Annotated in this window: 11 protein-coding genes; 3 read left to right on the forward strand and 8 right to left on the reverse strand. The window is 67.8% G+C overall.

Annotation, left to right across the window (positions count from 1 at the left end; all coding sequences use genetic code 11):
* Positions 1-13: 13 nt before the first annotated feature.
* The 8 genes from OG734_RS22930 to dnaA all read right to left on the reverse strand — a co-directional run bounded on the left by OG734_RS22930 (position 14) and on the right by dnaA (position 12,710).
* On the reverse strand, positions 14-913 hold the full coding sequence (locus OG734_RS22930; RefSeq protein WP_330289392.1) for a DUF3566 domain-containing protein: 900 nt from the start codon (positions 911-913) through the stop codon (positions 14-16).
* Positions 914-931: 18 nt separating this feature from the next.
* Complete coding sequence (gene gyrA, locus OG734_RS22935; RefSeq protein ID WP_330289393.1) at positions 932-3,526, reverse strand: DNA gyrase subunit A; 2,595 nt, start codon at positions 3,524-3,526, stop codon at positions 932-934.
* Between the two features lie 42 nt (positions 3,527-3,568).
* Positions 3,569-5,632 (reverse strand): DNA topoisomerase (ATP-hydrolyzing) subunit B, encoded by a 2,064-nt coding sequence (gene gyrB / locus OG734_RS22940; RefSeq protein ID WP_330289394.1) that lies wholly within the window; start codon positions 5,630-5,632, stop codon positions 3,569-3,571.
* A gap of 396 nt (positions 5,633-6,028) precedes the next feature.
* On the reverse strand, positions 6,029-6,607 hold the full coding sequence (locus OG734_RS22945; protein ID WP_330289395.1) for a DUF721 domain-containing protein: 579 nt from the start codon (positions 6,605-6,607) through the stop codon (positions 6,029-6,031).
* A complete protein-coding gene (recF, locus tag OG734_RS22950) occupies positions 6,604-7,725 on the reverse strand; it encodes a DNA replication/repair protein RecF (protein WP_330289396.1) in 1,122 nt (373 codons plus the stop codon). Before recF ends, OG734_RS22945 begins: the two co-directional genes overlap by 4 nt.
* A 51-nt stretch (positions 7,726-7,776) precedes the next feature.
* A complete protein-coding gene (gene gnd / locus OG734_RS22955; protein WP_330289397.1) occupies positions 7,777-8,652 on the reverse strand; it encodes a phosphogluconate dehydrogenase (NAD(+)-dependent, decarboxylating) in 876 nt (291 codons plus the stop codon).
* A 164-nt stretch (positions 8,653-8,816) separates the two neighbouring features.
* Positions 8,817-9,947, reverse strand: a complete 1,131-nt coding sequence (gene dnaN, locus OG734_RS22960; RefSeq protein ID WP_330293758.1) for a DNA polymerase III subunit beta — start codon at positions 9,945-9,947, stop codon at positions 8,817-8,819.
* A gap of 879 nt (positions 9,948-10,826) precedes the next feature.
* Positions 10,827-12,710 carry a chromosomal replication initiator protein DnaA gene (gene dnaA / locus OG734_RS22965; RefSeq protein WP_330289398.1) on the reverse strand — a complete coding sequence of 628 codons (1,884 nt, stop codon included), beginning with the start codon at positions 12,708-12,710 and terminating at the stop codon, positions 10,827-10,829.
* A 387-nt stretch (positions 12,711-13,097) separates the two neighbouring features.
* Between dnaA and rpmH the strand changes: the two genes are divergently transcribed.
* Genes rpmH through yidD form a run of 3 tightly spaced genes read left to right on the forward strand, consistent with a single transcriptional unit; the run spans position 13,098 to position 13,978 of the window.
* Complete coding sequence (rpmH, locus tag OG734_RS22970; protein WP_006381191.1) at positions 13,098-13,235, forward strand: 50S ribosomal protein L34; 138 nt, start codon at positions 13,098-13,100, stop codon at positions 13,233-13,235.
* Positions 13,236-13,256: 21 nt separating this feature from the next.
* Positions 13,257-13,628, forward strand: coding sequence for a ribonuclease P protein component (rnpA, locus tag OG734_RS22975; RefSeq protein ID WP_189150480.1), 372 nt, complete (start codon positions 13,257-13,259; stop codon positions 13,626-13,628).
* Positions 13,625-13,978 carry a membrane protein insertion efficiency factor YidD gene (yidD, locus tag OG734_RS22980; RefSeq protein WP_164315877.1) on the forward strand — a complete coding sequence of 118 codons (354 nt, stop codon included), beginning with the start codon at positions 13,625-13,627 and terminating at the stop codon, positions 13,976-13,978. Before rnpA ends, yidD begins: the two co-directional genes overlap by 4 nt.
* The last annotated feature ends 3 nt before the right edge of the window (positions 13,979-13,981 follow it).

The following is a 13,981-nucleotide window of genomic DNA, read 5'->3' on the forward strand; positions in this document are numbered from 1 at the left end:
GCGCTTCACCCGGTCACTCGTCCTCGGCAAGCGTCAGCTCGATGCCGCCGACGAAGCCGGCGGAGAGGTTGTAGATGAACGCGCCGAGCGTCGCCAGCGCCGTCGCGAGGACGACGTCGATGACCGCGATGACCGACGTGAACATCAGGACGTGGGGGAGCGACAGGAAGGACTGGAGATCGAAGCCGTTCGACTCGTTCGAACCCGTGGCCTCCGAGATCGTGCCGCCGACCGTCGAGAAGACGCCCATCGCGTCCATGACCATCCACAGGACCACCGCCGCCACGATCGTGCAGATGCCCAGCGCGATCGACAGCAGGAAGCTGACCTTCATCACCGACCACGGGTCGGCCTTGGACACGCGCAGACGCGCCTTGCGCGTACGAGGCAGAGTGCTCGCCCCCGTACGCGGGCGCCGTACGGCCCCCGCCGGACCGCCGGACCGCACCTGAACCGGGGCGGCAGGAGGACCCGCCGGAGCGGCCGACGGGTAGGCCTGCGGCGGGTGATAGGGCCCCGCGGACTGCTGCGGCTGCCGCTCGCCGGGCAACGGCGACCCCTGCTGCGGCGGCGCCGCGGCGCGCTGCGCGGCGGCCTCCCCCACCGGCATGGCACCGGGCGCTCCTTGAGCGGCCGGGCCCGCACCCGCCCCGTACTGCTGGGTCTGCGGACCTCTGGCGTCCGTCACAGTTCCCCCCTGGGATCCATGTGTGTCGGGCGAGCGCTTGCCGGTCGTACGCGGCTTGATGGCCTGCAGGTTGGTCGTGTGCGGATCTGTCGCACTCTGCGAGTCCCTCGCACCCTGCGCATCGGTCGCACGCGCGGCGGAGCCACGACCGCCGCCGTCATTGCCCGTACCGGTCTGGGGACCGGACGAACTGCCGGACGAACCGGCGCCCGTGGCTCCGCTCACAATGACTCACTCCTCGCGCTACTCCGGCGAGGACTGATCGCCCTCGTCCGTGCCGATGGTCGCGGCACCCTCGGCCGAGTCGTCCACGGCGTCCTCGCCGTCGACCTCCTCGGCCTCACGTCCCGCCTCGGCGTTACGTGCGATACCGACAACGGCATCGCGCTTGCCCAGGTTGATCAGTTGGACACCCATGGTGTCACGGCCCGTCTCCCTGACCTCATTCACCCGTGTTCGAATAACACCGCCGGAGAGCGTGATGGCGAGGATCTCGTCGGTCTCCTCGACCACCAGCGCACCGACGAGAGAACCGCGGTCCTCGACGATCTTGGCAGCCTTGATACCCAGGCCGCCGCGCCCCTGGACGCGGTACTCGTCGACAGCGGTCCGCTTCGCGTACCCGCCGTCGGTAGCAGTGAACACGAACGTACCGGGTCGAACAACATTCATCGAGAGCAGCTGGTCTCCCTCACGGAAGCTCATGCCCTTGACACCCGAGGTGGCCCGGCCCATCGGACGCAGTGCGTCGTCCGTCGCCGTGAACCTGATCGACTGCGCCTTCCTGCTGATCAGCAGCAGATCATCCTCGGACGAAACGAGTTCGGCTCCGATCAGCTCGTCATCGGAACCGTCCTCCGTCTCACGGAGGTTGATCGCGATGACACCGCCCGAACGCGGGGAATCGTAATCCTTCAGAGGCGTCTTCTTCACCAGACCGCCCTTGGTGGCCAGCACCAGGTAGGGCGCCGCCTCGTAGTCGCGGATCGCGAGGATCTCCGCGATCGCCTCGTCCGGCTGGAAGGCCAGCAGGTTGGCGACGTGCTGTCCACGCGCGTCACGTCCGGCGTCGGGCAGCTCGTACGCCTTCGCGCGGTAGACACGGCCCTTGTTGGTGAAGAACAGCAGCCAGTGGTGCGTGGTCGACACGAAGAAGTGGTCGACGATGTCGTCTTCCTTGAGCTTCGTGCCGCGTACGCCCTTGCCGCCCCGCTTCTGCGAGCGGTAGTCCTCGGTCTTGGTGCGCTTGACGTAGCCACCGCGCGAGATCGTGACGACGATGTCCTCTTCGGCGATCAGGTCCTCGATGGACATGTCGCCGTCGAACGGGACCAGCTTGGAGCGGCGGTCGTCGCCGAACTTCTCGACGATCGCGGCGAGTTCCTCGCTGATGATGCCGCGCTGACGGACAGGCGAGGCGAGGATCGCGTTGTACTCGCGGATCTTCGCCTGGAGCTCGTCGTGCTCGGCGACGATCTTCTGGCGCTCCAGAGCCGCCAGGCGGCGCAGCTGCATCTCGAGAATGGCGTTGGCCTGGATCTCGTCGATCTCCAGGAGGCCCATCAGGCCCTCGCGCGCGATCTCGACCGTGTCACTGCGCCGGATCAGCGCGATGACCTCGTCGATGGCGTCCAGGGCCTTCAGCAGGCCACGCAGGATGTGCGCGCGCTCCTCGGCCTTGCGCAGCCTGAAGCGCGTACGCCGGACGATGACCTCGATCTGGTGCGTCACCCAGTGCCGGATGAACGCGTCCAGGGACAGGGTCCTCGGTACGCCGTCCACCAGCGCCAGCATGTTCGCGCCGAAGTTCGTCTGCAGGTCGGTGTGCTTGTAGAGGTTGTTCAGCACGACCTTGGCGACCGCGTCCCGCTTCAGGACGATGACCAGGCGCTGGCCCGTACGGGACGACGTCTCGTCGCGGACGTCCGCGATGCCGCCGATCTTGCCGTCCTTCACCAGGTCGGCGATCTTCTGCGCGAGGTTGTCCGGGTTGACCTGGTAGGGGAGTTCGGTGACCACCAGGCACTGGCGGTTCTGGATCTCCTCGACGTCGACGACCGCGCGCATCGTGATGGAGCCACGACCGGTGCGGTACGCCTCCTCGATGCCCTTGCGGCCCACCACCAGGGCACCACTCGGGAAATCCGGGCCCTTGATGCGCTCGATCAAGGCGTCGAGCAGCTCCTCGTGGGAGGCCTCGGGGTTCTCCAGGTACCACTGGGCGCCGGCCGCGACCTCACGGAGGTTGTGCGGCGGGATGTTGGTCGCCATCCCGACCGCGATGCCCGCCGAGCCGTTGATCAGCAGGTTCGGGAAGCGGGCCGGCAGAACCGTCGGCTCCTGGTTGCGGCCGTCGTAGTTGTCCGTGAAGTCGACGGTGTCCTCGTCGATGTCCCGGACCATCTCCATGGACAGCGGCTTCAGCTTGCACTCGGTGTACCGCATGGCGGCGGCCGGGTCGTTGCCCGGGGAACCGAAGTTGCCGTTGGAGTCCACCAGCGGCATCCGCATCGACCACGGCTGCGCGAGACGGACCAGCGCGTCGTAGATCGAGGAGTCGCCGTGCGGGTGGTAGGTACCCATGACGTCACCGACGACACGGGCGCACTTGTAGAAGCCCTTCTCGGGCCGGTACCCGCCGTCGTACATGGCGTACAGCACCCGGCGGTGGACGGGCTTGAGACCGTCCCGTACGTCGGGCAGCGCACGCGACACGATGACGGACATCGCGTAGTCGAGATACGAGCGCTGCATCTCGGTCTCGAGCCCGACGGGCTCGACGCGCAGAGTGATCTCGCCGCCTTCTTCAGGCGTGCTGGGAGTGTTTTCGTCGGCCATTGCTGGTCAAGATCCTTCCTGGTGCGGTCAGCTGAGACCGACTCAGATGTCGAGGAAGCGGACGTCCTTGGCGTTGCGCTGGATGAACGCGCGGCGGGCCTCGACGTCCTCGCCCATCAGGACCGAGAACAGATCGTCGGCCTGCGCGGCGTCGTCGAGCGTGACCTGGCCGAGGACCCGGTGCTCCTGGTCCATCGTCGTGATGCGCAGTTCCTCGGCGTTCATCTCGCCGAGACCCTTGAAGCGCTGGACCGAGTCGTCCCGGGTCCGCTTGCCGTTCTGCCGGCCGTGCTCGATCAGCGCGTCGCGCTCGCGGTCCGAGTACGCGTACTCGAAGTCGTCCCGGCCCCACTTGATCTTGTACAGCGGGGGACGGGAGAGGAACACGTGCCCGGCCTCGACCAGCGGACGCATGAAGCGGAACAGGAAGGTCAGCAGCAGGGTGTTGATGTGCTGGCCGTCGACGTCGGCGTCCGCCATCAGGATGATCTTGTGATAGCGCAGCTTCGCGATGTCGAAGTCCTCGTGGACCCCGGTACCGAAGGCCGAGATCAGCGCCTGGATCTCCTGGTTCTGCAGGATCTTGTCGATCCGCGCCTTCTCGACGTTCAGGATCTTGCCGCGGATCGGGAGGATCGCCTGGTACTGCGGGTTGCGGCCCGACTTGGCCGAACCACCGGCGGAGTCACCCTCGACGATGAAGATCTCGCACTTGGTGGGGTCGTTCGACTGGCAGTCGGACAGCTTGCCCGGCAGCGACGCCGTCTCCAGCAGACCCTTGCGACGCGTGAGGTCACGGGCCTTTCGGGCCGCCACGCGCGCGGTGGCCGCCTGGATGCCCTTGCGGATGATGTCCGAAGCCTCGACCGGATTGCGGTCCAGCCAGTCGTTGAGGTGCTCGTAGACCGCCTTCTGGACGAAGGTCTTCGCCTCCGTGTTGCCCAGCTTGGTCTTGGTCTGGCCCTCGAACTGCGGCTCGGCCAGCTTGACCGAGATGATCGCGGTCAGACCCTCGCGGATGTCGTCGCCCGTGAGGTTGTCGTCCTTCTCACGAAGCAGCTTCTTGTCGCGCGCGTACTTGTTGATCAGCGAGGTCAGCGCGGCCCGGAAGCCCTCCTCGTGCGTACCGCCCTCATGCGTGTGGATGATGTTGGCGAAGGAGTACACACCCTCCGTGTAACCACTGTTCCACTGCATCGCGACCTCGAGGGACAGGCTCTTGTCCTTGTCCTCCGCCTCCAGGTCGATGACGGTCGGATGCACCGCATCCCCCTTGCGGGAGTTGAGGTATGTCACATAGTCGACGATGCCGCCCTCGTAGTGGTACGAGACGGTCCTGACCTCGTCCTTCTCGTCGGCGCCGGCCTCGTCCGCCCCGATCGTGGCCTTCGCCACCTCACGCTCGTCCGTGAGGTTGATCGTCAGGCCCTTGTTGAGGAAGGCCATCTCCTGGAAGCGCCGCGAGAGCGTCTCGAAGGAGTACTCGGTGGTCTCGAAGATGTCGCTGTCGGCCCAGAAGGTGACCGACGTACCGTGCTCGGCCGTCGCCTCGTGCTGGGCCAGCTCAGCCGTGGGGACGCCCAGCTTGTAGTCCTGCGTCCAGCGGTAGCCGTCGGTCCTGACCTCGACGGCGACCCTGCTGGACAGGGCGTTCACGACGGAGACACCGACGCCGTGCAGACCGCCGGAGACCGCGTAACCGCCGCCCCCGAACTTGCCGCCCGCGTGCAGCACGGTCAGCACGACCTCGAGGGCCGGTTTGCCCTCGGACGGGACGATGCCCACCGGGATGCCACGGCCGTTGTCGATGACGCGTACGCCACCGTCGGCCAGGATCGTCACGTCGATGGTGTCCGCGTGACCGGCCAGCGCCTCGTCCACGGAGTTGTCGACCACCTCCTGCACCAAGTGGTGCAGACCACGCTCACCGGTCGAGCCGATGTACATGCCGGGTCGCTTGCGGACCGCGTCCAGACCCTCGAGGACGGTGATGGCGCTGGCGTCGTACGAGGCAGTGACCTCGCCGTTCGAGGATTTCACCTCGGCAATGACGCCGGCGTCGTCGGTGGACGGGATGTTCTCGTTGGGGTTGCCGGAATCGGCCACGAAGCGCCCTTTCTGGCACAGCACAAGCCAAGCTCCCGACGGTTGGCCGGAGCGGCTGCGGCGTGTTGCGTTGGTAAGCCTTAGTCAGCGGTGCACACCATTTCCCGGTGGTCCCCTCCAATGGGGCGGGATTGTCTTCCAGTCTACCGGTAGCGCCGACAGTGATGGGGGTTTGCCGGTACCTGAGTCCGCATGTGCCGCCCTCAACCGGTCTCTCCCGAGTCCCCATATGCGGAGCGGGGCTCCAAGAGGCTTGGAGAGGCACTCAGCGCTTCCGGGTGTCAACCCTTGGCTACCGGGGAGTCACGTAGGGATTCGCAAACGCGCGCACCACCGCACGTCCGCCCCCGACGCACTTTCCATGTGACACACCTCACCCACAGAGAATCCTGGGGCTCACCCGTAGGTGTCGCCCGGACCCGTGCTCCCCGGCGCCCGCAACGGGCCGAAACGGCGGGCCGGACCATTGGGACCGAGCACCTTGATCAACCGCACCCTGCCCTGCCCGAGGTCCTCGTTCAGCCGTGCGACCAGCTGCGGCGCGAGCAGCCGCACATTCGTCGCCCAGGCCGTCGAGTCGCAGCGCACGGTCAGCACCCGCTCGTCCTCGTCGTACGACTCCGGCTCACAGTGCTTGGCCAGGTCCTCGCCGACGATCTGCGGCCACCGGCCCATCACCCCGCCCACCGCGGCCGGCGCCTCCCACCCGCGCTCCGTCACCAGCCGGTTGATCGCCGCACCGAGCGCCATGGGGTCACGCCCGTCACGGCCCGATCCGGAGCGCAGACCGCCCCCGCGCCGCGCCTGCTTCTTCTGCTGGGCCGCATCCCCACGCGCGCGTGCCGCCTCTTTCGCCGCCCTGAGCGCCACCCGCGCGAGATCCACCCCGGAGGGCTCGGGGATCGGCTTGGGGGACGCAGAGGATGCAGAGGATTCATCGGGGCTCTCCCCTGACACGGACCGGTCAGCCGTCATGCGCGCTCCACCGCCCCGTCCGACACCGAGTACCGCGTCCCCGCCAGTACGTGCGGTACGTCGTCGTCGACCGCGGCTGTCACCAGCACCTGCTCGCCGGGCGCCACCAACTCCGCGAGCCGCTCCCGGCGCCGGGTGTCCAGCTCCGCGAACACATCGTCGAGGACCAGCACCGGCTCGTTCCCCTCGGCCCGCAGCAGGTCGTACGAGGCCAACCGCAGCGCCAGCGCGTACGACCACGACTCGCCGTGGGACGCGTATCCCTTGGCGGGCAGCGAGCCGAGCTTGAGATGCAGGTCGTCCCGATGCGGTCCCACAAGCGTGACGCCCCGCTCGATCTCCTGCTTGCGCACCTCGGCCAGGGCCCCCATCAACTGCTCGTACAGCTCCTCACGCGCGTGTGCCTCACCCGGCGCCGACGGCTTGTACTCCAGGGCCAGCGGACCACCGCCGGGCGCCAACTGCTCGTACGCCTTGTCGGCCAGCGGCTGGAGCGCGGCGATCAGGTCGAGCCGCTGGGCCAGCAACTCGGCCCCCACGCGCGCGAGATGCTGGTCCCACACGTCGAGCGTCGACAGGTCCATCGTGCGGCCGCCGTGCCGCCGGGCCAGCGCCGCCGACTTGAGAAGTGTGTTGCGCTGCTTGAGGACCCGGTCGTAGTCGGAGCGCACGCCCGCCATCCGCGGGGAGCGCAAGGTGATCAGCTCGTCGAGGAACCGCCTCCGCTCACCCGGGTCGCCCTTCACCAGGGCGAGATCCTCGGGCGCGAACAGCACCGTCCGTACGATCCCCAGTACGTCACGGGGTCTGACCTGCGACGACCGGTTGATACGGGCGCGGTTCGCCCGGCCGGGGTTCAGCTCCAGCTCGACCAGCTGCTGCCGCTCGCCCTGCTTGACCTGTGCCCGGATGATCGCCCGGTCGGCGCCCATCCGGACCAGGGGGGCATCCGAGGAGACCCGGTGGCTGCCCAGCGTGGCGAGATAACCGACCGCCTCGACAAGGTTGGTCTTGCCCTGCCCGTTGGGGCCCACGAACGCGGTGACGCCCGGGTCGAGCGGGACCTCGACCCGGGCGTACGAGCGGAAGTCGGCCAGCGACAGATGCGTGACGTGCATGGTCGTCGCCGACCTCCCCCGGACTTGTGGACCGCTGGGCGGCCCTGTGGATTACTTCGCCTCGACCGCGTGGCCGCCGAACTGGTTGCGCAGCGCCGCGATCATCTTCATCTGCGGGGAGTCGTCCTGCCGGGACGCGAACCGCGCGAACAGCGACGCCGTGATCGCGGGCAGCGGCACGGAGTGGTCGATCGCGGCCTCCACCGTCCAGCGGCCCTCCCCGGAGTCCGCCGCGAACCCACGCAGCCTGTCCAGGTGCTCGTCCTCGTCGAGGGCGTTGACCGCCAGGTCGAGGAGCCAGGAGCGGATGACCGTGCCGTCCTGCCAGGACCGGAAGACCTCGCGCACATCCGTGACGGAGTCGACCTTCTCCAGGAGCTCCCAGCCCTCGGCGTAGGCCTGCATCATCGCGTACTCGATGCCGTTGTGAACCATCTTCGAGAAGTGCCCGGCGCCCACCTTGCCCGCGTGCACCGCGCCGAAGTCACCCTTGGGCTTGAGGGCCTCGAAGACCGGCTCCACCTTGGCGATGTGCTCGGCGTCGCCGCCGTACATCAGCGCATAGCCGTTCTCCAGGCCCCAGACGCCGCCGGAGACACCGCAGTCGACGAAACCGATGCCCTTGGCCGCCAGCTCCTCGGCGTGCTTCTCGTCGTCCGTCCAGCGCGAGTTGCCGCCGTCCACGACGACGTCACCAGGCTCCAGGAGCTCGGCGAGCTCGTCGACGGTGGACTGGGTCGGGGCGCCGGCCGGGACCATCACCCACACCACACGCGGGGCGCTGAGCTTGCCCACAAGCTCCTTGAGGCTGTGGACATCGGCGACGTCCGGATTGCGGTCGTATCCGATGACGGTGAGACCTGCGCGGCGTATCCGCTCGCGCATGTTGCCGCCCATCTTGCCGAGGCCGACGAGACCGAGCTCCATCAGTTGTTCCTTAGGTTGCGACGTGGCATGAGGGCACTCCTGTTGCTCGTGCCCACGTCCGAGCCTAAACCCGGACGCTCATGCACACCTGTGGGCATACGCGCTCAAACGTATGCCCCCACCTGCGGTGTTTCCGTCGGAGGCGATCAGCCGTTCGAAAAGGGTCAGCCGCTGAGGCGGACCGGCATGATCAGGTACTTGTACGCCTCGTCCGCCTCGGCGTCGATGGCCGGCTTGCCGCTGAGCAGCGCGGGCTTAGTGGACGTCGTGAAGGAGAGCTGGGCGACCGGGGAGTCGATCGCGCTCAAGCCGTCCAGCAGGAACGTCGGGTTGAAGGCGATCGACACGTCGTCGCCCTCCAGCTGGGCGTCGACCCGCTCCACAGCCTGTGCGTCGTCGCTGGAACCGGCCTCCAGGATCAGCACGCCCTGCTCGAAGCTGAGCCGCACCGGTGTGTTCCGCTCGGCCACCAAGGCCACACGCTTGACGGCCTCCACGAAGGGAGCAGTCTCGATCACGGCGATGGAGTTGAACTCCGTCGGGAACAGCGAGCGGTACTTCGGGAGGTCGCCCTCCAGCAGACGCGTCGTCGTGCGACGGCCGGCGCCCTCGAAACCGATGAGGCCCTCGCCCGCGCCCGAGCCGGACAGCGCCAGGATCACGCTGTCGCCGCTCGTGAGCGCCTTGGCGGTATCCAGGAGCGTCTTGGCGGGTACCAGCGCCACCGCGGACGCCTCCGGGTCCTCCGGCTTCCACAGGAACTCGCGGACCGCGAAGCGGTAGCGGTCAGTGGACGCCAGCGTCACCGTGTCGCCCTCGATCTCGATGCGCACACCGGTGAGGACGGGCAGCGTGTCGTCGCGGCCGGCCGCGATGGCCACCTGAGCGGCGGCGGACGCGAAGACCTCACCGGGCACCGTGCCGGTCGCGGTCGGCATCTGCGGCAGCGCCGGGTACTCCTCCACAGGCAGTGTGTGGAGGGTGAAGCGGGAGGAGCCGCACACCACCGTCGCCCGTACACCGTCTGTGGAGATCTCCACCGGACGGTTGGGCAGAGCGCGGCAGATGTCGGCGAGAAGCCGGCCGGACACCAGGACCGTGCCCACCTCCTCGACCTCTGCCTCCACCGACACCCGCGCCGAGACCTCGTAGTCGAAGCTCGACAGGCTCAGCTGGCCTTCCTCGGCCTTCAGCAGGAGGCCGGCGAGGACAGGGGCCGGCGGACGGGCCGGGAGGCTGCGCGCCGCCCAGGCCACTGCCTCCGCGAGTACGTCGCGTTCCACCCGGATCTTCACTGTTGCCGCCTCCTGCTGTTGCCGGCGCTTCTCGGCCTGCCTGGCTTCGTCGTCTGTCTCGGTGTCGTCGGTCCCTGTGCTGGGAAGGACGCCGGGGAACAGTCTGACGCACAGCACTGACAGTAGGTGCCCGTCGGGTCAAGTCGTGACGAGGGGCAGCCGGGCTCCCAAGAGCGAGTTGTGCACAGGACCCACTTCGAAACGGATTCCCAGCTCTCTCTAGTTGTCAGTAGTAGTAGGGGCTGTGGATACCGTGGATAACCCCGTTTTCGCAGCTCAGGGGCAAGATTTTGTCCACTGACCCTGTGGGTGGAGGCGGTGGATAACCAGCCCTCTCTGTGGAGAACAGAAAGTTCTGCACACCCCATGCACAGACGGGGGCTACTTCTCCCCAGGGCCGTCCCCAGCTTTACCCACCTTTCCCACAGCCCAACCAGACACCTTGGTGTGACGCCTTTCACTCGACGTGGTGAGGAGGCGCGTCGAGTTGCCGAACAGTGGACAGGGGTGTGGAGAAGCTGGTGATCGCTGGGGACAACGAGCCGCAGCCTGTGGGCCGCCGGTGGACAACTCCGTGCACAGCCTGTGGATCATTTCTTTGTCCACAGCCTGTGGAGATCTTTTGTCCACCAATCCACAGCCACCTGACCTGGTCTGATGATCTATCACCAGCTCTGCCTGTGGACACAGTCTGGACAACTTCCCGGTCCCCAGGGTGTGGACGCGAAAAAGTCACCAAATCTGTGGAGGGTGGCCGTAACCCGGCCCGCATTCGAACAGTGGGTTGCGGCACGGCAACGGCCGATGCGCGCCGGAAACGCCGAGGGCGCCCTCGGGAACTCGTCCCGGGGCGCCCTCGGTGCCGTAACTCCGCTGCTGTCAGCCGTTCTTGATGCGGTTGGTCAGCTCGGTGACCTGGTTGTAGATGGAACGGCGCTCGGCCATCAGAGCGCGGATCTTGCGGTCGGCGTGCATGACGGTCGTGTGGTCGCGGCCGCCGAACTGCGCCCCGATCTTGGGCAGCGAGAGGTCCGTGAGCTCTCGGCACAGGTACATGGCGATCTGGCGGGCCGTCACCAGCTGGCGGCCGCGTGAGCTGCCGCAGAGGTCCTCGACCGTGAGGCCGAAGTAGTCGGCGGTCGCCGCCATGATGGCCGGCGCGGTGATCTCGGGTGTCGAGTCCTCGCCGCCCGGGATCAGGTCCTTGAGGACGATCTCCGTGAGACCGAGGTCCACCGGCTGCCGGTTGAGCGACGCGAACGCCGTCACCCGGATCAGCGCCCCCTCCAGCTCGCGGATGTTGCGCGAGATGCGGGAGGCGATGAACTCCAGGACCTCCGGCGGGGCGTTGAGCTGTTCCTGGACCGCCTTCTTTCGGAGGATGGCGATACGGGTCTCCAGCTCGGGCGGCTGGACGTCGGTGATCAGGCCCCACTCGAAACGGTTCCGCAGCCGGTCCTCCAGCGTGACCAGCTGCTTCGGCGGCCGGTCGCTGGACAGCACGATCTGCTTGTTGGCGTTGTGGAGCGTGTTGAAGGTGTGGAAGAACTCCTCCTGCGTCGACTCCTTGTCCGCGAGGAACTGGATGTCGTCGACGAGCAGGATGTCCATCTCGCGGTAGCGCTTGCGGAAACTGTCGCCCTTGCCGTCGCGGATGGAGTTGATGAACTCGTTGGTGAACTCCTCCGAGCTCACATATCGCACGCGCGTGCCGGGGTAGAGGCTGCGCGCGTAGTGCCCGATCGCGTGCAGCAGGTGCGTCTTGCCGAGGCCCGACTCCCCATAGATGAAGAGGGGGTTGTACGCCTTCGCGGGTGCTTCGGCGACGGCGACTGCGGCCGCGTGGGCGAAACGGTTCGACGCCCCGATGACGAACGTGTCGAACAGGTATTTGGGGTTCAGGCGTGCGGTGGGTTCCCCGGGGCCCGGTGCCGGGGTCTGCCTCGAAGCCGGCGAGCCGGGGGCGCCGCCGCCGGGGCGCACGGAGCCTCCGGGGCCGCCTCGGTGTGCGTGGCCGCCTGCCGACGACTCCGACAGGTCGCGGCGGCCGTCGCGCTGCTCGTACTCCGAGCGCTGCTGTCCGTAGTCGCCGCGCTGCTGTTCGTAGTCCGAGTGCGGCTGGTCGTACCCGGACCGCTGCTGTTCGTACGGCGACCGGTCTCGCGGCGGCTGCGGGCGGTAGTCCGAGGACGGTGACGCGTACGGGTCGCGCTCCGGGAAGCCGAGGCGGGGCTGCTGCCAGCCGTAGTCGTCCTGGGTGGGCCGGGGCCAGGCGCCCGGCTCGGGGCGCTGGTACTCGGAGGGGTAGGCGGGGCGGGCGGTGGGGAGCTGGTCCGCGTGGGAGGGCTGCTGGCCGTCGCGGTTCTGGAGGTGGTCGTCGGCGCGGTGGCGGCCGTACCCCTGGTACTGGTCGCGGGTCGGCGGGAGCTCGGGCTCCTCGTAGCGCGACTGCGGAGGGGCAGGGGGTGCGGGCGGGGAGGGCTCGCCGACGGAGTCGTCCACGGTGATTGCGATGCGGATCGGTCGGCCGCACTCGCGGCTGAGCGTTTCGCTGACGATCGGTGCGAGGCGGCCTTCGAGGACGCCTTTCGCAAACTCGTTCGGTACGGCGAGCAGTGCGGTGTCCGCGACCAGGGCCAGCGGCTGGCAGCGCCTGATCCAGCGCTCGTCCTTCACCTCGACGCCCTGTCCGCGACCCTCGCCGAGGAGTTGTTCCAGCACTCGTGGCCACACTGCGGCAAGATCGGCAGGTACGTCAGCCACAGGGCACGCTCTCTCACGGGGTCCCACGAACGTGTGGTTCTGGGACGTATCGGGATGTACTTCGGGTGGGACGGGCGAATGGGAGTCCGGCCACGGTAGTCAGGGCGACGGGTGCGGTTCAAGTTGTTGTCCCCAGGCTGTGGATAGTGTCTCGCCCTGGGTGCTGGTTTGACCGGATGGCGTAGCCCCGCGTACCGTGACCAGGTCGAGTTGTCGATGGCTGCTGCCGCCTGCCTCCGATGGGCATAGATCACGAACAGTGCTCCTACCAGGGCACCTTCCAGTGATCGGGAGCGGTGCACTCGGGCGTAAGCGAGCTACTCGTGGGCGCACGGTGACAGCCAAGACGGCACCCCGGTATCTACCGATTCTTTCTGGAGCCCCCGAGTGAGCAAGCGCACCTTCCAGCCGAACAACCGTCGCCGCGCGAAGACCCACGGCTTCCGCCTGCGGATGCGTACCCGTGCCGGTCGCGCGATTCTCGCGAACCGCCGTGGCAAGGGTCGCGCGAGCCTGTCCGCCTGATCCTGATCAGGTCATGACGTCGTGCTGCCTACCGAGCATCGGCTGAGGCGGCGCGAGGAATTCGCGACCGCAGTACGACGGGGCCGCCGGGCCGGCCGCCCGCTCCTCGTCGTCCATCTTCGTAGCGGTACCACGGACCCGCACGCGCCTGGGGAGAGCGCTCCCCCGACGCGTGCGGGTTTCGTCGTCAGCAAGGCAGTGGGCGGTGCGGTTGTCCGCAACAAGGTGAAGCGCAGGCTTCGCCACCTGATGCGCGACCGAGTCGCCGAGCTGCCCCCCGGTAGCCTGGTAGTCGTACGAGCGTTGCCCGGTGCGGGCGATGCCGACCATGCACAGCTGGCCCGAGACCTGGACGCCGCTCTGCAGCGGCTGCTGGGAGGGGGCGCGCGATGAAGTACCCGCTACTGGCTCTGATCAAGCTCTACCAGTGGACGATCAGTCCGCTGCTCGGGCCGGTCTGCAAGTACTACCCGTCGTGTTCCCACTACGGTCATACGGCCATCGACCGGCACGGTGCGGTCAAGGGGACGGCACTCACCGCCTGGCGCATCCTGCGGTGCAACCCGTGGTCGCTCGGCGGTGTGGACCATGTCCCGCCGCGCAAGCGCCCGCGGTGGCACGAAATGCTGCGCAACACCTGGCATGCACGCAAGGGCGGGACCTCCGCCGCCGGCGCGGCCATCGAGGGACAGAATCCTTCGAGTCCGGCCGCCGAGACCCCGTCCCATGTCCAAGGAGCATGATTA

It is taken from the genome of Streptomyces sp. NBC_00576, from assembly GCF_036345175.1.
Taxonomy (GTDB): Bacteria; Actinomycetota; Actinomycetes; order Streptomycetales; family Streptomycetaceae; genus Streptomyces.

Excerpts from the sequence above, each read along its gene's own strand:
- gyrA (WP_330289393.1), bottom strand. The coding sequence starts at position 3,526 with ATGGCCGACGAAAACACTCCCAGCACGCCTGAAGAAGGCGGCGAGATC.
- OG734_RS22945 (WP_330289395.1), bottom strand. The coding sequence starts at position 6,607 with ATGACGGCTGACCGGTCCGTGTCAGGGGAGAGCCCCGATGAATCCTCT.
- recF (WP_330289396.1), bottom strand. The coding sequence starts at position 7,725 with ATGCACGTCACGCATCTGTCGCTGGCCGACTTCCGCTCGTACGCCCGG.
- gnd (WP_330289397.1), bottom strand. The coding sequence starts at position 8,652 with ATGGAGCTCGGTCTCGTCGGCCTCGGCAAGATGGGCGGCAACATGCGC.
- yidD (WP_164315877.1), top strand. The coding sequence starts at position 13,625 with ATGAAGTACCCGCTACTGGCTCTGATCAAGCTCTACCAGTGGACGATC.